This is a genomic window from Comamonas flocculans (assembly GCF_007954405.1).
Lineage (GTDB): Bacteria > Pseudomonadota > Gammaproteobacteria > Burkholderiales > Burkholderiaceae_C > Comamonas_C > Comamonas_C flocculans.
This window is the reverse complement of sequence record NZ_CP042344.1, coordinates 3,040,365-3,057,240: the sequence shown is the minus strand read 5'-3', so window position 1 is coordinate 3,057,240 and position 16,876 is coordinate 3,040,365. Positions and strand designations below refer to the sequence as shown.

Here is a 16,876-nt window from a genome sequence, read left to right as displayed (position 1 = left end):
GTTGCAAATGCGGGCAAAGGCCGGCCTCACTGCATGAAGCGGCGCAGTTGCGGCAGGCCCGCGTGCGCGGCGCGCCGGCCCTCCTCGATCGCCTCGGCGGCGCGGTGAAAATCAAGCAGTCCCAGGTGCGCAAGGCTGGGTGCGATGACCACCTCGGGCGGATCGCCCGCCATGCGGCTGCGGGTGATGCGCATCTGCATGATGCTCACGCTGGTCATGACCACGTCCAGCACCGACGGTGGCTTGGCCCGCGCCGGCGCACCGCTGGCGTGCCATGCGGGCAGCCAGGCGCGCAGACGCTCGCGCCAGTGGGGTGGCGCCATTTCGGCCGGCACCGGGACTTCGGGCTCGGCCGGCCCGGGCTCGGGCTGCGTGGCTTGGGCTTCAGCCTCGGGCGCAGGCGCCATCACGGCCAGCGGCTGCATGTGCCGGTGCAGGATGTCGGCATTCAGGTCCACCGCGATCACGATGTCCGCGCCCATGGCGCGCGCCAGCGAGGTGGGCACGGGGTTGACGATGCCGCCGTCCACCAGCAGCCGCCCGTCGCTGCGCTGCACCGGCGTGAACAGCCCGGGCAGCGCGATCGAGGCGCGCACCGCGTCGGCGATCGAGCCTTCGCGCAGCCAGACCTCGGCGCCCGAATGCAGATCGGTGGCCACCGCGCCGAAACGCATGGGCGAGTCTTCGATGTTGAAGTCGGCAAAGTGGCTGCGCCAGAAATCGATCAGCCTCTCGCCCTTGAGCATGCCGCCCGAGAGGCGAAAGTCCATGAAGCCGAAGACCTCGCGCATGCCCAGGCTCTGCACCCAGTCGGCAAAGCGCTCCAGCTCGCCGGCCGCATAGGCCGCACCCACCAGCGCGCCGATCGAGGCGCCGCAGACCACGTCCGGGCGCACGCCCTCTTCCTGCAGCACCTGCAGCACGCCGATGTGCGCCCAGCCGCGCGCCGAGCCGCTGCCCAGCACCAGGCCCAGGCGCGGAGTGCGGCGCGCGAGCGCCATCAGAGCCTGCCTTCGAGCAGCGCGTGCAGGCCGGCCTCGTCCAGCACCGTGAGGCCCAGAGCCTGCGCCTTGACCAGCTTGCTGCCGGCGTCCTCGCCGGCGACGACGTAGCTGGTCTTCTTGCTGACCGAGCCCGCCACCCTGGCGCCCGCGGCCTCGAGCAGCGCGCCCGCCTGCTCGCGCGTGAGCGTGGGCAGCTGGCCGGTCAGCACCACCGTCTTGCCCGCCAGCGCCAGGCTGGCGGCGGGCGTGGGCTCGGCCTCCTGCGGCTGCACGCCGGCCGCCAGCAGCGCCTGCACCACCTCGCGGTTGTGCGGCTGGGCGAAGAAGGTGTGGATGGACTCGGCGACGATGGGGCCGACCTCGGGCACCTGCATGAGCCGGTCGGTATCGGCCTGCATCACGCGCGCGAGCTGGCCGAAGTGGCGCGCCAGGTCCTTGGCGGTGGCCTCGCCGACGTTGCGTATGCCCAGCGCGTAGAGGAAGCGCGCCAGGCTGGGATGGCGCGAGCGATCGAGCGCGGCACGCAGGTTCTGCGCCGACTTTTCGCCCATGCGCTCGAGCTGCGCGAGCTGCTCCGCGCCGAGCGCATACAGCTCGGCCAGGCCCTGGATGATGCCGCCGTCCACCAGCTGGTCCACCAGCTTCTCGCCCAGGCCCTCGATGTCCATGGCCTTGCGGCTGGCAAAGTGCAGCAGTGCCTGCTTGCGCTGCGCCGGGCAGAACAGGCCGCCGCTGCAGCGGTGGTCGGTCTGGCCCGGTTCGCGCACCACGGCCGAGCCGCAGACCGGGCAGCTGCGCGGCATGTGAAAGTTCGGCGTGTAGTGCGCGCGCGTGCCCGAGACCACGCCCACCACCTCGGGAATCACGTCGCCGGCGCGGCGCACGATCACCTGGTCGCCCACGCGCACGCGCTTGCGCCGCAGCTCGAAGAGGTTGTGCAGCGTGGCATTGGTCACGGTGGCGCCGCCCACGAACACCGGCGCCAGGCGCGCCACCGGCGTGAGCTTGCCGGTGCGCCCCACCTGCACGTCTATGCCCTGCACCGTGGTCACCATCTCCTGCGGCGGGTATTTGTGCGCCACGGCCCAGCGCGGCTCGCGCGTGACGAAGCCGAGCCGGTGCTGCAACTGCAGGCTGTTGAGCTTGTAGACCACGCCATCAATGCCATAGGCGAGCGCGGCGCGCGCCGTGCCCATGGTGGCGTGAAACGCCACCAGCTCGTCGGCGCCGCGGGCGACGCGCACCTGCGGGGCAACGGGAAAGCCCCAGGCCTTGAGCTGCTGCAGCAGCGCGTACTGCGTGGTCCATTGCGGCCCGCCCGCCTCGGGCGGCGTGGACTCGCCGGTGCCATAGGCGAAGAAGGACAGCGGGCGCTGCGCGGCGATGCGCGCGTCGAGCTGGCGCACCGAGCCGGCCGCGGCATTGCGCGGGTTGACGAAGCTCTTGTCGCCCGCATCCTGCTGGCGCGCGTTCAGCCGCTCGAAGTCGGCCCAGCGCATGTAGACCTCGCCGCGCACTTCAAGCAGGGCCGGCGCGTCTGCCGGCAGGCGCAGCGGGATCTGGCGAATGGTGCGGACGTTGTGCGTCACGTCCTCGCCCACCTCGCCATCGCCGCGCGTGGCGGCCTGCACCAGCTGGCGCTCTTCGTAGCGCAGGTTCATGGCCAGGCCGTCGAACTTGGGCTCGGCGCAGTATTCGACCGGCGCATCGCTCTCCTGCAGCCCGAGTTCGCGACGGATGCGCGCATCGAACGAGCGCGCGCCGCTCGCCTCGGTGTCGGTCTCGGTGCGTATGCTGAGCATGGGCAGTGCGTGGCGCACCGGCGCCAGACCCGGCAGCACGCTGCCCAGCACGCGCTGGGTGGGCGAGTCGGGCGTGGCCAACTCGGGGTACTGCGCCTCCAGCCGCTCCAGGCGCTGGTAGGCGCGGTCGTATTCGCCGTCGGGCACGCTCGGCGCATCGAGCACGTAGTACGCGTGCGCCCAGCGGCGCAGCTGGGCCTTGAGCGCATCGATTTCAATAGCTGCTTGCGCTTGACTGGCGGGCGTTTGCACCGAAAAAGTCTCTGGATTCATCAACTGAACACGCGCCGCGCAAGCAGGGAGCCGGCCGAGAGTTCGCGCTCGTCAAGCTGGTCGTAGAGCTGCTCCAGATCGGCCGCGATCGGCTCCATCGCCATCACCGGCAAGGGCTGGCCCTCGGGGTCGCAGAGCACGCCGTCCATGTTCCGGCACAGCTGCGCGGCCACTTCGCGCAGGCGGGCGAAGGGCTGTTCCTGGCGCGGCACCTGGGGCACGTCCAGCGCCAGGCTGATCTCGCGCAGCGCCGAGCGTTCGGGCTCGTCGGACATTGCGGCCTGGGCGTCGTAGCCCAGCGTGAGCAGCGGCGGTGAGCCGGGCTGTGCGGCAGGCAGCACCAGGCGCCCCGGCATGGTGCCGATGACAAAGCCCAGCGGCGCCGCGCTCTGCTGGATGTAACCCGGGCTCCAGGCGGCCTGGCGCGCGCGCAGCGTGAAGGTGAGCTGCGCGTCGTGGCTGCTGGCGAACTGGTCGAGCTCGCGCGCGCGCGCCACCTCGTGCAGCATGTCGGGGAATTCCGGTGCGGCGTTGATGGCGTCGGCAAAGGCCTGGCTCTTGGCGACGAATTCCGAGAACTCGATCTCGTTGAGCGCGCCCAGCCGGTTGGCCAGTTGCACGCCGGCCTGGAACTGCCGGTAGCGCTGGCCGGGGCGCGGTTTTTCCCATTGCTGGGTGGTCTCGTTCAGGCCTTCGACGGCAAAGGGCTTGCTGCCGACGCGCCGCGTGTGCGGCAGCGCGGCCAGCGCCGCGTCGCCCGAGACTTGCTGCTCGGCGGTGATGGGCACGATCACGTCCACCAGCGCATCGAGCGCGCCGCGCTGCGCCGCTGGCGCGCCCTCCAGGCCCGGCAGCGGCGCCGGGTCGATCTGCAGCTCCTGCCAGTCGTGGGCAGCCTCTTCGCCGTCTGGCGCAAGCGCGGGCGCGCCGGCGTCCAGCAGCGGTTCGCGCCGCCCGGGCTCGGGCGCGGCATGGCCCGCTCCCACCGGCGCACGCGCACGGCGCGGTGCGTGCCGGCGGGTGTTCCAGGCGTTGTAGGCGACGACGGCGATCAGGACGATCGCGCCGATGATGACCAGGGACGTCTGAAAGGAGCTCATGGCGGTGGTGTTCAGGCTTGGGCCATCGTCAAGGCGTTGGCCATGTCCACGGCAACGATACGCGAAACGCCTTGCTCCTGCATGGTTACGCCGATGAGCTGCTCGGCCATTTCCATCGCGATCTTGTTGTGGCTGATGAAGAGGAACTGCGTGCCCCGCGACATGCTGGCGACGAGCTTGGCATAGCGCTCGGTGTTGGCGTCGTCCAGCGGCGCATCCACCTCGTCGAGCAGGCAGAACGGCGCGGGGTTGAGCTGGAAGATGGCAAACACCAGCGCAATCGCGGTGAGGGCTTTCTCGCCGCCCGAAAGCAGGTGGATGGTCTGGTTCTTCTTGCCCGGCGGCTGGGCCATGACCTGCACGCCGGCGTCCAGGATCTCGTCGCCCGTCATGATGAGCTGGGCGCGCCCGCCGCCGAAGAGCTCAGGGAACATGGTGGAAAAGTGCTGGTTCACCGTCTCGAAGGTGCCCGACAGCAGGGTGCGGGTTTCCGCGTCGATGCGCCGGATGGCGTCCTCCAGCGTGCTCATGGCCAGCTGCAGGTCTTCGTCCTGCGCCTGCAGGAAACCGTGGCGCTCGCGCGCCAGCTCCAGCTCCTGCAAGGCGGCGAGGTTGACCGGGCCAAGCTGCTCGATGGCGCGCTGCCATTGCTCGATCTGCGCCTGCAGACCCTCGGGCTGCACGCCGCCCTGGGCAATGGAGAGCTCCAGCGCGGCCAGGTCGGCGTCGGCCTCGGTCAGCAGGGTTTCGTACTGCTGCAGCGCCAGGCGCGCGGCCTGCTCTTGGAGCTGCAGTTCGGTGATGCGCGCGCGCTGGGGCTCCAGCTGGCGCTCGGTCTGCATGCGCAGCTCGTCACTGGCGCGCAGGCGGGCCGTGAGCGCGTCGTAGTCGCTGCGCTGGCTGGCCAGGGCTTGTTCAAATTCCAGCTTGGTTTGCAGCGCCTGCTGCAGGCCGCCCTGGGCGGCGGCGTCGGACAGGCGGGCAAGCTCCTCGCGGGCGCGCTCGCTCTCTTGCGCCAGCGCCTGGCTTTGCTGCTCGGCCATGGAGACTGCGCGCTCCAGCTCGCCGCGGCGCGCCTGCAGGCTGCGCTGGGCAAATTGCGCCTCTTGCGCGCGCCGCTCCAGCTGGCGCTGCTGCTCGCGCCACTGGGTCAGCTGCTGCTCGGCGGCGATGACCTGGTCTTGCAGCTGGGCCTCGCGCTCCTGGCTGTCGGCCAGTTGCATGTCCAGCTCTTCAAAGCGGCCTTCGGCGGTGGCGGCGCGCTCTTGCAGTTCTTCCAGCCGGGCCTGCACCTCCTGCAGGTCGCTTTCCAGCTGGCGTCCGCGCTCGCGCGCCTGCTCCACGGCCTGGGTCAGGCGCAGCAGCTCCACTTGCTCGGCATGGGCCTGAGTCTGGGCTTCGGCGGCTTCGCGGCGGGTGGTGAGCAGCTGGGCGTTGGCCTGCTGGTAGCTGCTTTCAGCGCGCAGCAGGGCGCTACGGGCTTCTTCGGCCATCAGGCTCTGGGCGCGCAGCTCCTTTTCCAGGTGCTCGATCTCCTGCGCGCGGGCCAGCAGGCCGGCCTGCTCGGAATCGGGCGCGTGAAAGTCCACCGCATGGGCGGTGACGGCGTGACCCTCGCGGGTGTAGATCACCTCGCCCGGCTGCAGCTGACCACGGCGCGCCAGGGCTTCATCCAGCGAGGCGGCGGTATGGCAGCCGTGCAGCCAGTCGGCCAGCACGGCGTGCAGGGCGGCGTCATCGGTGCGTACCAGATCCACCAAGCGGCCGGAGCCCGGGGGGGCCGCCGGTGCATCGGTGCGGCTGTAAAAGCTCAGGCGCGCGGGGGGCGTGCCGCCAGCGCTGGCAAAGCCGCGCACGCGCTCGAGCTGCCCCACGGGCAAGGCCCCCAGGCGCTCGCGCAGCGCGGCTTCAAGGGCGGACTCCCAGCCAGGCTCCATGCGCAAGTGCGTCCACAGGCCTTGCAGGCCATCCAGGCCTTGCTCGGCCAGCCAGGGGGCCAGCTTGCCGTCGGTTTTCAGGCGCTCTTGCAAGTCCTTGAGCGCGCCCAGGCGGGCGGTGAGCTGCGCGTGGCGCGCGCTCTCGTCGTTGACGGTCTGCTGGCAGACACGGCGCGCTTCGTCGCGCTCCGGCAGCTCCTGCTGCAATTGCTCCAGCCGCGCCTGCATTTCCTCGGCCAGCTCGGCAGCGGCGCTGCTGCTGGTCTGCAGCTGGGCCAGGCGGGTTTCGTCGGGCAGGCTGAGCGCACCCTGGTCGGCGCGCAGGCGCTGCAGGCGCGATTCGTGCTGGCGCTGCTGCTCCTGCATGCTGCGCTGCTCGGCGGCCAGCACCTGAATCTGCTGCTGCACCTGGGCCACCTGCTGGCGCTGGGCTTCGCTCTTGGCGCGCGCCTGGTGCAGCGCGTCTTCCAGCTCGGGCAGCTCCCCGGCCTGCTCTTCGGCCTGGGCGGCCAGCAGTTCGGCCTGCTCCTGGGCGTCGTCGCCACCGGCGGCCAGGCTCTCCAGCTCGGTGCGCGCGTCGCTCTGGCGGGTGCTCCATTCCTCGATCTGCGTGGCCAGCTGCACCAGGCGCTGCTGCACGCGCTCGCGCCCCTGCACCACGTAGCGGATTTCGGCCTCCAGCCGCCCGACTTCGGCGGTGGCTTCATAGACCTTGCCCTGGGCCTGGTTGACCGCATCGCCCGCGGCGTAATGGGCCTGGCGCACGGCCTCCAGCTCGGCCTGCACGCGGCGCAGGTCAGCCATGCGCGATTCGAGATCGTTGACGGCCTGCAGGCCCAGGGTGCGCACCTGCTCCAGCTCTTGCGCCGCGCTCTGGCGCTTGAAGAACCAGCTTTGCTGCTGGGCAAGCTGGGCCTGCGCCTGCAGGCGGTGGTAGCGCTCGGCCACCTCGGCCTGCTTTTCGAGCTTGCTCAGGTTGCCCGAGAGCTCGCGCAGGATGTCCTGCACGCGGGTGAGGTTCTCGCGCGTGTCGGCCAGGCGGTTTTCCGTCTCGCGCCGACGCTCCTTGTACTTGGAAACGCCCGCCGCCTCTTCCAGGAACAGGCGCAGCTCCTCGGGCCGGCTTTCGATGATGCGCGAGATGGTGCCCTGGCCAATGATGGCGTAGGCGCGCGGGCCCAGGCCCGTGCCGAGGAACACGTCGTGCACGTCGCGCCGGCGCACCGGCTGGTTGTTGATGTAGTAGCTGCTGCCGCCGTCGCGCGTGAGCACGCGCTTGACGGCGATTTCGGCAAACTGGTTCCACTGCCCGCCCGCGCGGTGGCTGGCGTTGTCAAACGCCAGCTCGACGCTCGCGCGGCTCGCGGGTTTGCGGCTGGTGGTGCCGTTGAAGATCACGTCCTGCATGGACTCGCCGCGCAATTCGCTCGCACGCGACTCGCCCAGCACCCAGCGCACCGCGTCCATGATGTTGGACTTGCCGCAGCCGTTGGGCCCGACCACGCCCACGAGCTGGCCCGGCAGCTGCAGCTGCGTGGGCTCGGCAAAGGACTTGAAGCCGGAGAGTTTGATCGAGGTCAGGCGCACGGCGGGCGGTGCAGGGCGAGCACGAGGGCAGGCAAGGCGGCAATCATACCGTGGGCGCCGCGCCTGTATGTTTCAATAAAATACGGTCCTAGCCCTTGCCGCGCCTGCGCTGCAAGCTATCAAATACGGAGTTTGATCCCTGGACGCGCATGCCGCGGACAGACTTGGCCCTGCGCGTGCTCAAGGCTCGGCGCCCGGCGCCGGAGTCCTGGCATGCACCAGCGCCTCGAATGCCGCCAGCGACACCGGCTTGCTCAGCAGATAGCCCTGCCACATGTCGCAGCCGTTGCGCTCCAGGAACACGCGCTGCTCTTCGGTCTCCACGCCTTCTGCGATCACCTCCAGATCCAGGCTCGCGCCCAGCGCGATGATGGTGCGGGCGATCGCCGCCTCGTTGGGGTCGGTGAGCACGTGGCGCACGAAGCTCTGGTCGATCTTGATCTCGTCCAGCGGCAGGCGCTTGAGGTAGGACAGCGAGGAATAGCCGGTACCGAAGTCGTCGAGCGAGAAGCGCACGCCATAACCCCTGAGTTGCCCCATCTTGGTGATGGTGGCCTCGATGTCGCCGATCAGCATGCTTTCGGTCAGCTCGAACTTCAGCAGCCGCGTCGGCGCTCCGGTGGTCGCGAGCGTGGCCAGCACCTGCTGCGCGAACTCGGGCTGGCGAAACTGCAGCGCGCTGACGTTGACGGAAACGCTCAGGTGCCCGAGCACCGGGTGCGTGCTCCAGCGCGCCAGCTGCTCGCAGGCGCTCTTCATGACCCATTCGCCCAGCGGCAGGATCAGGCCCGACTCTTCGGCCAGCGGCACGAACTGCAGCGGCGACACCAGCCCGCGCTCGGGGTGGTTCCAGCGCACCAGCGCCTCGGCGCCGATGATGCGTCCCTGCTGCACCTTGGGCTGGTAGTAGAGCTCGAACTGCCCGGCCTCGATGCCGCTGCGCATGTCGCTTTCCAGCTGCACGCGCTCGGCCACCGCCACCTGCATCGCCGGGTCGAAGAAGCGCAGCAGCCCGCGCCCCGCCGCCTTGGCCGCGTACATCGCCATGTCGCTGCGCTTGAGCAGTTCTTCAGCGGTCACGGCCTCGCGCCCGAAGCGCGCCACGCCCACGCTCAAGCTGGCCTGCAGCGGCCGGCCCTGGCCTATCTTGTAGGGCTCGGCCACGGCTTCGAGCAGCCGGTCGGCCAGGTTCTGCACCGCCAGCGCCGCTTCCTCCGCACTGCCCGCCAGGTCGCCGAGGACGACGACGAACACGTCCCCGCCATGGCGCGCCACCGTGTCCTGCGCGGGCACGCGCCCGCTCAGGCGCCGGGCCACCAGCGCCAGCAGGCGGTCGCCGACCTCGTGGCCGAAGGTCTCGTTGATGGTCTTGAAGCGGTCTATGCCCAGCATCAGCACCGCGCCGTACTGGCCGCTGCGCTCGGCGCGCTCCACCGCCTGCTGCAGGCGTTCGAGCAGCACCCGGCGATTCACCAGGCCGGTAAGCACGTCGGTACGCGCCAGATAGGCAATCTCCTGCTCGGCACGCTTGCGCTGGCTCTCGTCCACCAGCACCACGATGTGGCCCGTGTCCGCGGCCATGCCCGAGAGCTCCACCTCGCGGCGCGTGCCGCCCTTGGCGGTGAGCACGAAGTTGACCGGACGTATCGTGCCATCCACCTCGAACTGGGCCGCGTCGCGCGCGGCCTGCCAGGCGGCGCGCGCACGCTCGCGCTCCTGCTCGTCGGGCACGACGCAGCGCCACCACTCGTCGATGTCCGCCACGTCGTTCATCGAATAGCCGCAGATCTGCACGTGCCTGTCGTTGAGGTAGAGGATCTGGCCCTGGTCCACGTGCGCCACGCCCACCGGCATGTGGTTGAAGATGTCGCGGTAGCGCTCCTCGCTGCGCGCGAGCTCCAGCTCCATGCGCTTGCGCGCGCTGATGTCCTGGGCGATCACCAGGTGCGAGGCGGTCTCGTCGCCGGCGGCCTTCATCAGCGTGGCCGAGATGTCCACCCACACCACCCCGCCGTCCTTGCGCCGGTAGCGCTTTTCCAGTCGCGAGCCTTCGGTCTGCTGGTTCACCAGCTGGCTGAAGGCGTCCCAGCTCAGCTGCATGTCGTCGGCGACGGTGTAGTCGGAAAAGCGCATCTGCTGCAGTTGCGCCTGCGAATAGCCCAGCAGGTCGCAGAAATACCGGTTGGCACGCAGCACCTTGCCGGTCTCGGGGTGCAGCTGCACGATGCCGACCGAGGCCTGGTTGAACACCGCCTGGAAGCGGTTTTCCGAGCTCTGCTGGCGCGCCAGCGCCGCGTCCGCATCCTGCAGCGCGTGCAGGCGGCGCAGCGCCAGCACCGCCACCAGCGCGGCCAGCAACAGGGTGATGAGCACGCCCGCGCCGGCAGCGGTGGCGGGGCGGTAGCGCTCCACTTCCGAGAGCAGCTGCGGCTCGGGCATGAAGCGCAGCTGCCAGCGCCGCCCGCCCACGGGCAGATCGATCTCGCGGCCGCTGGCCGCGTCCCAGGGCGTCTGCGTGATGGCGGCCATGGAGCGCGGCTCGGACGGCTGCGACGCCGCGACCAGCCCCCGGTCGGACAGCTCCAGCGACAAGCCATCGGTTTCACTGTTCCGCCGCAGGATTTCGAGCAGCCGCGGCACGTTCACGGTCAGGCCTATGGTGCCGATGAAGCCCTGCTCCATGCTCAGGTCCTGGGTGTGGTCGAACACCGGCAAATTCAGCGTCACTCCCACCGCGCCGTGCTGCATGAAGGGCGCCGAGGCCGCGAGCTGGCCTGTGCGCCGGGCGCGCGAATAGGCTTCGAGCGCCACCGGTTGCGAGTGCAGCTCCAGCCCCAGGCGGGCCTCGTTGCCCGACACCGGCCAGGTGAAGTCCACCACGAAGTACTCGGGCAGGGTCTGCGCCGGATGCACCTTGAAGCCCAGTGGCGGGCGCCCGCTCAGATGGGGCTGGCCCAGCGCCAGTTCTTCAAAGCCCGCACGCTCCTGCGCCGGCACCTGGCGCACGAAGTCGATGTGCTCCACGCTCGGGTGCGTGCGCATGACGTCGAGCTGCCCCAGCGCCCACTCGAAGTCGCGCCGGCTCAGGTGCGGCTCCACGCTCATCAGGTTGCGCAGGCCCGACAGCAGATCCACCTGCAGCTCCACCTGCTGCTGCAGCGCCGCGGTGACGTTGGCCACCTTGGCCTCGAAGCGCTCGCGCACCAGTTCCTTGGTCAGGGTGCTCTGGTAGCGCCATAGTCCGTAGCTGCCCAGCAGCCCCAGGGCGAGCACCAGCGCCACGGGCAGCCAGTGCCAGGGGAAATGCTGTGAAGGGCGGCTTGGATGCACTTCGGACGGTGCGGTTGATGCAAAAAGCGTGCAGCATAACGGATGGCGATGCTTCTGAACACCGTTTACAAGTAGCTTTACAGACCCCGTGCCGGCCGCTCAGGGGCGCAGCCGCGCGGCCTGCGCCTGCCCCACCTGCTTGAGAAATTCCCATACCGCCTGGATGCGCGCCTGGTGCTTGCCCTCGGCCGGCATGCTCATCCAGAAGGTGCGGGTAAAGCGTGCCAGCGCGGGCAGCACGCGGGTGAGCGAGGTGTCGCGGTCGGCCAGGAAGGCGGGCAGCACCGCCAGGCCCGCACCCGCGCGCACCGCCTGGTACTGCGCCATGATGCTGGTGGAGCGCAGCGTGAAACGCTCGGGCGGAAACACGTCTTCGAGGAACTGCAGCTCCTTGGAAAACAGCAGGTCGTCCACGTAGTTGACGAACTCGTGCTGGCGCAGGTCTTCCAGGCGCGTGATGAGCGCGCGGCGCGCGAGGTATTCACGCTGGCCGTAGACCATCAGCGTGTAGTCGGCCAGGCGCGTGACGATGACCGAGCCCTGCTTGGGGCGTTCCAGCGAGATCACGATGTCCGCCTCGCGCCGCGACAGGTGCAGCATGCGCGGCACCGCCAGCAGGTCGATGGACAGGTGCGGATGCTGGCGCGTGAGCTGCGCCAGCTGCGGCGCCAGGATCAGCGTGCCGAATCCTTCGGTCGCGCCCACGCGCACCAGGCCGGCGGGCCCGCTGCTGGAGGCGCCCCGGGCCGCCACGCGCTCCACGCCCAGCGCGGCGGTCTCCATCGCCTCCACCGAAGGCAGCAGCTGGCGCCCCGCCTCGGTCAGGCGGTGCCCCGCCGCCTCGCGCACGAACAGCGGCGCGCCCATGCGCTTTTCCAGCTGCTGGATGCGCCGCGCCACCGTGGTGTGCTCCACGCCGGTGCGCCGCGCGGCGGCGGCCAGCGTGCCGCTGCGCGCCAGCTCCAGGAAGTAGCGCAGATTGTCCCAATCCAGCGAGGAGAGTTTTTTCATGTGCGAAATTGCAAAGCGAAAGTGCAGTATTGTCTATTGCATATTCAAATTTGCACAACTAACATGGTGCCGATCCGCTTTCGATCACCCCCGTTTTCACAGGAGACATCTGCCATGGACGCATCCACCTCACAGGGCGTACTCGCCCCCACCGTCAAGCTCTTGATCGGCGGCAAGCTCGTCGAATCCAAGACCACCCAGTGGCACGAGGTCATCAACCCCGCCACCCAGCAGGTATTGGCGCGCGTGCCCGAATCCACGCCGGAAGAAATCGCCGCCGCGGTTGCCAGCGCCAAGGAAGCCTTCAAGACCTGGCGCAAGACCTCGCTGATGGCGCGCGGGCGCATCTTCCTGAAGTACCAGGAACTGATCCGCGCGCACATGAAGGAGCTGGCCGCCATCCTCACGGCCGAACAGGGCAAGACCCTGCCGGATGCCGAGGGCGACGTGTTCCGCGGCCTGGAGATCGTCGAGCACGCGGCCAGCATAGGCACGCTGCAACTGGGCGAGGTGGGCAACAACATCGCCACCGGCGTCGATACCTTCACCATGCTGCAGCCGCTGGGCGTGTGCGCCGGCATCACGCCGTTCAACTTCCCGGCGATGATCCCGCTGTGGATGTTCCCGATGGCGATCGCCTGCGGCAACACCTTCGTGCTCAAGCCCTCGCAGCAAGACCCGATGGTGACCATGCGCCTGTGCGAACTGGCGATCGAAGCGGGCGTGCCCGCGGGCGTGCTCAACGTCGTCCACGGCACGGCCGACGCGGTCAACGCGATCTGCGACCACCCGGACATCAAGGCCATCTCCTTCGTCGGCTCGACCAAGGTGGGCACCCACGTCTACCACCGCGCCAGCCTCGCCGGCAAGCGCGTGCAGTGCATGATGGGCGCGAAGAACCACGCCATCGTGATGCCCGACGCGAACAAGGAACAGGCGCTGAACGCGCTGATCGGCGCGTCGTTTGGCGCCGCCGGCCAGCGCTGCATGGCCATCTCCGTCATGGTGCTGGTGGGCGATGCGCAGAAGTGGATTCCGGACATCGTCGCCAAGGCCAAGGACCTGAAGGTGAACGTCGGCACGGCCGACGGCACGGACCTGGGCCCGCTGATCACCTGCGCCGCGCGCGACCGCGTGGAAGGCCTGATCGAGCAAGGCGTCAAGGAAGGTGCCAAGCTGGAGCTCGACGGCCGCAACCCGACGGTCAAGGGCTACGAGAAGGGCAACTTCGTCGGCCCGACCATCTTCAGCGGCGTCAAGCCCGGCATGACGATCTACGACCAGGAAGTCTTCGGCCCGGTGCTGTGCATCGTGCAGGCCGACAACTTGGACGAAGCGATCGAGTTCATCAACGCCAACCCCAACGGCAACGGCACCGCCATCTTCACCCGCTCGGGCGCGGCGGCACGCCAATTCAAGGAGGACGTGGACGTCGGCCAGGTGGGCGTGAACCTGCCGGTGCCGGTGCCCGTCTCGCTGTTCTCCTTCACCGGCAGCCGCGGCTCCAAGCTCGGCGACCTGGGCCCCTACGGCAAGCAGGTGGTGCTGTTCTACACCCAGACCAAGACCGTGACCGAGCGCTGGTTTGACGAGGCGGAACACCACGCGATGAACACCACCATCAGCCTGAAGTAATGTGCGGCTGCCCCCCGCCGGGGAAGGCGCCCTCCTGGCTCCCTCCCCCCGCTGGGGGCCCCTCTTGGCTCCCCCCCCTCTGGGGGAGGGCAGGGGTGGGGGCCAGCGGCCTTGGCATGAGCACGATGCCTGGTCAAACACCCCAAGCCCCCACCCTACCCTCCCCCAAAGGGGGAGGATGAATACAAGCAAAATCGGGCTCCAGCCCTTGCCCATCAAGCGCCAACAGCTATAAAAAACAGGAGACGCCCCGCATGGATTTCGAACTCTCCGAAGACCAGCGCGCCTTTGCCGAAACCGCACGCCAGTTTGCCCAGAGCGAGCTGGCCCCGCACGCGGCCCAGTGGGACGAGGAAGCCATCTTCCCGGTTGATGCGATTGCCAAGGCCGGCGAGCTGGGCTTCTGCGGCCTGTACGCGCCCGAGAACGCCGGTGGTCTGGCTCTGCCGCGCCTTGATACCACGCTGGTCTTCGAGGAACTTGCGGCCGTCGATCCCTCGACCACGGCCTTCATCTCCATCCACAACATGGCCACCTGGATGCTGGGCACCTGGGCCACGGACGAGGTGCGGGACGCCTGGGGGCCGCAGCTGACCAGCGGCCAGAAGCTCGCCAGCTACTGCCTGACGGAACCGGGCAGCGGCTCGGACGCCGCCAGCATCAAGACCCGCGCCGAACTGCAGGGCAACGAATACGTGATCAACGGCGGCAAGGCCTTCATCAGCGGCGCCGGCTCCACCGACCTGCTGGTGCTGATGGCGCGCAGCGGCGACGCGGGCGCGGGCGGCATCTCCGCCTTTGCCGTGCCCGCTCAGCTTCCCGGCATCGGCTACGGCAAGAAGGAACACAAGATGGGCTGGAACAGCCAGCCCACGCGCACCATCAGCTTCGACAACGTGCGCATCCCGGCCAGCCACCTGCTGGGCCGCGAGGGCGAAGGCTTCAAGATCGCCATGAAGGGCCTGGACGGCGGGCGCATCAACATCGCCACCTGCTCGGTGGGCGCGGCGCAAGGGGCGCTCACGCACGCGCAGCGCTACATCCAGGAGCGCAAGCAGTTCGGCAAGCAGCTTTCCAGCTTTCAGGCGCTGCAATTCAAGCTGGCGGACATGGCCACCGAGCTCGTCGCCGCGCGCCAAATGGTGCGCCTGGCCGCCAGCAAGCTGGACGCCGGCGCGCGTGATGCAACGACGTACTGCGCCATGGCCAAGCGCTTTGCCACCGACACCTGTTTCGACGTGATCAACGAGGCCCTGCAACTGCACGGCGGCTACGGCTACCTGCGCGACTTTCCGCTGGAGCGCCTGCTGCGCGACGCGCGCGTGCACCAGATCCTGGAAGGCACGAACGAGATCATGCGCGTGATCGTCGGGCGCAGGATGCTCGACGGCGATGCGCCCGATGCCATCCGCTGACGTGACAGAGAGCTCCCTCCCCCTTTGGGGGAGGGTTGGGGTGGGGGCCAGCGGCGCCAGCACAAAGCCCGCCCCCATCCCCACCTTCCCCCAAAGGGGGAAGGAGTAAAAACCCGAACCCGACAACTCTTACCACCCCACAGGAGACAACACCATGCAAATCGCTTTCATCGGCCTGGGCCACATGGGCGGCCCCATGGCCATCAACCTGCACAAGGCCGGTCACAAGGTGCAGGCCTTCGACCTCGCCACTGCCGCCTGCGAGCACGTCAAGGCCGCGGGCGTCCAGATTGCCGCCAGCGGCGAAGCGGCGGTCAAGGGCGCCGAAGTCGTCATCAGCATGCTGCCCGCCAGCCAGCACGTCGAGGGCCTGTACCTGGGCCGTGACGGCAGCGGCGGCCTGCTCGCGCACATCGCCAAGGGCACGCTGGTGATCGACAGCTCCACCATTGCCGCCGCCACCAGCCAGAAGGTGGCCAAGGCGGCGCAGGCCGCGGGCCTCGCCTTCATCGACGCGCCGGTTTCCGGCGGCGTGGGCGGCGCGGTGGCCGGCACGCTCACCTTCATGGTGGGCGGCTCGGACGCCGACCTGGAGCGCGCCCGCCCGGTGCTGGAAAAGATGGGCGCCAACATCTTCCACGCCGGTGCCATCGGCGCGGGCCAGACCGCCAAGATCTGCAACAACATGCTGCTGGCGGTGCTGATGATAGGCACCAGCGAGGCCATGAGCCTGGGCGTGGCCAACGGCCTGGACCCCAAGGTGCTGGCCGAGATCATGCGCCGCAGCTCGGGCGGCAACTGGGCGCTGGAAAAGTACAACCCCTACCCCGGCGTGCATGAGAACGCCCCGGCCAGCAAGGGCTACGCCGGCGGCTTCGGCACCGACCTGATGCTCAAGGACCTGGGCCTGTCGCAGGAAAACGCCACCGCCATGCGCGCCTCCACGCCGCTGGGGGGGCTGGCGCGCGCGCTGTATGCCGCGCACAGCCTGGCCGGGCATGGCGCCGAGGACTTCTCCAGCATCATCAAGATGGTGCAGAAGAAGGGCTGAGCGCGCGAGCTTCGTGCCCAGGGTGTTGCCGGCGAAGGCAACACCCTTTTTTCATGCCAGGCCCGCCTCCAGCACCGGCTTGGCCCAGTCGGGCGTGCGCGCCAGTTGCTTCAGGTCGCCCGGCACCGGCCAGACCAGCCGCCCCTCGCGAAACACCGCCACGGGCAGCGGGTCGGGCACGGGCTCACCCGCCGCGACGCTGGCACTGTTGTCGAACAGGCGCGCTTCGAGCAGGTGCGGCAGCAACGCGATCAGGTGGGTGATGGCGCTGGTCCAGCGTTCGCGGATCTTGGCTTCGGGGATGTCGTGGCCGCCCGCGGCCACGCGCTCGCGCACGCGCTGCAGGTGCAGCTCGGGGCTGGCCAGGCCGCAGAACCAGACCAGCACGTCGTGCGTGCGGCAGGCGCCGCGCAGCCGCGCGGTCACGCTCTCGCCCCCGAGCGTAGTTTCCAGGGCGTGGTTGCGCCCCTGCGCGACGGCTTCATCCAGGCGGCGCATGCCTTCGCTCCAGGCGGCGGCGTTGGCCTGGGTTTGCTCGCCCATGCCGGCGGCCATCAGCTCCCGGGCATAGCTGTCGGGGTTGAACCAGGCCAGGCCGGCGCGACTGAGGAAATGCCCGCCTATCGAGCTTTTGCCCGCGCCATTGACCCCGGCCAGAACATAGATGACGGGGCGGGAAATCAGCATGAAAAACGGCCTCAGCGCCCGTGTATCAAGCGCTGCAAGCTATC

General features: G+C 69.3%; 10 protein-coding genes. 3 read left to right on the top strand and 7 right to left on the bottom strand.

Annotated elements, in window-relative coordinates; translation table 11 throughout:
* Positions 1-26: 26 nt before the first annotated feature.
* The 6 genes from FOZ74_RS14585 to FOZ74_RS14560 form a co-directional block, all read right to left on the bottom strand.
* Positions 27-1,001: a patatin-like phospholipase family protein gene (locus tag FOZ74_RS14585; RefSeq protein WP_146913736.1), complete on the bottom strand. Its 975-nt coding sequence runs from the start codon at positions 999-1,001 to the stop codon at positions 27-29.
* A complete protein-coding gene (gene ligA, locus FOZ74_RS14580; RefSeq protein ID WP_146913735.1) occupies positions 1,001-3,079 on the bottom strand; it encodes an NAD-dependent DNA ligase LigA in 2,079 nt (692 codons plus the stop codon). Before ligA ends, FOZ74_RS14585 begins: the two co-directional genes overlap by 1 nt.
* Positions 3,079-4,179 (bottom strand): cell division protein ZipA C-terminal FtsZ-binding domain-containing protein, encoded by a 1,101-nt coding sequence (locus FOZ74_RS14575; protein WP_146913734.1) that lies wholly within the window; start codon positions 4,177-4,179, stop codon positions 3,079-3,081. Before FOZ74_RS14575 ends, ligA begins: the two co-directional genes overlap by 1 nt.
* Before the next feature lie 11 nt (positions 4,180-4,190).
* The gene (gene smc / locus FOZ74_RS14570) at positions 4,191-7,703 is read right to left on the bottom strand and encodes a chromosome segregation protein SMC (protein ID WP_146913733.1); all 3,513 of its coding nucleotides are present in this window, start codon (positions 7,701-7,703) and stop codon (positions 4,191-4,193) included.
* Positions 7,704-7,883: 180 nt separating this feature from the next.
* Positions 7,884-11,033: a bifunctional diguanylate cyclase/phosphodiesterase gene (locus FOZ74_RS14565; RefSeq protein ID WP_146913732.1), complete on the bottom strand. Its 3,150-nt coding sequence runs from the start codon at positions 11,031-11,033 to the stop codon at positions 7,884-7,886.
* Between the two features lie 99 nt (positions 11,034-11,132).
* Entirely contained in the window at positions 11,133-12,026 is an 894-nt protein-coding gene (locus FOZ74_RS14560; RefSeq protein WP_146914221.1) for a LysR family transcriptional regulator, read from the bottom strand.
* Positions 12,027-12,158: 132 nt separating this feature from the next.
* On the opposite strand from FOZ74_RS14560, the gene FOZ74_RS14555 reads away from it, so the two are divergent.
* The 3 genes from FOZ74_RS14555 (at position 12,159) to mmsB (ending at position 16,145) form a co-directional block, all read left to right on the top strand.
* Positions 12,159-13,679 (top strand): CoA-acylating methylmalonate-semialdehyde dehydrogenase, encoded by a 1,521-nt coding sequence (locus FOZ74_RS14555; RefSeq protein WP_146913731.1) that lies wholly within the window; start codon positions 12,159-12,161, stop codon positions 13,677-13,679.
* Positions 13,680-13,933: 254 nt separating this feature from the next.
* Positions 13,934-15,094, top strand: a complete 1,161-nt coding sequence (locus FOZ74_RS14550; protein ID WP_146913730.1) for an acyl-CoA dehydrogenase family protein — start codon at positions 13,934-13,936, stop codon at positions 15,092-15,094.
* 154 nt (positions 15,095-15,248) lie between these two features.
* Positions 15,249-16,145, top strand: a complete 897-nt coding sequence (gene mmsB / locus FOZ74_RS14545; RefSeq protein WP_146913729.1) for a 3-hydroxyisobutyrate dehydrogenase — start codon at positions 15,249-15,251, stop codon at positions 16,143-16,145.
* A gap of 51 nt (positions 16,146-16,196) precedes the next feature.
* On the opposite strand, the gene FOZ74_RS14540 is transcribed toward mmsB, so the two are convergent.
* Entirely contained in the window at positions 16,197-16,832 is a 636-nt protein-coding gene (locus FOZ74_RS14540) for an ATPase (RefSeq protein WP_146913728.1), read from the bottom strand.
* Positions 16,833-16,876: the final 44 nt, after the last annotated feature.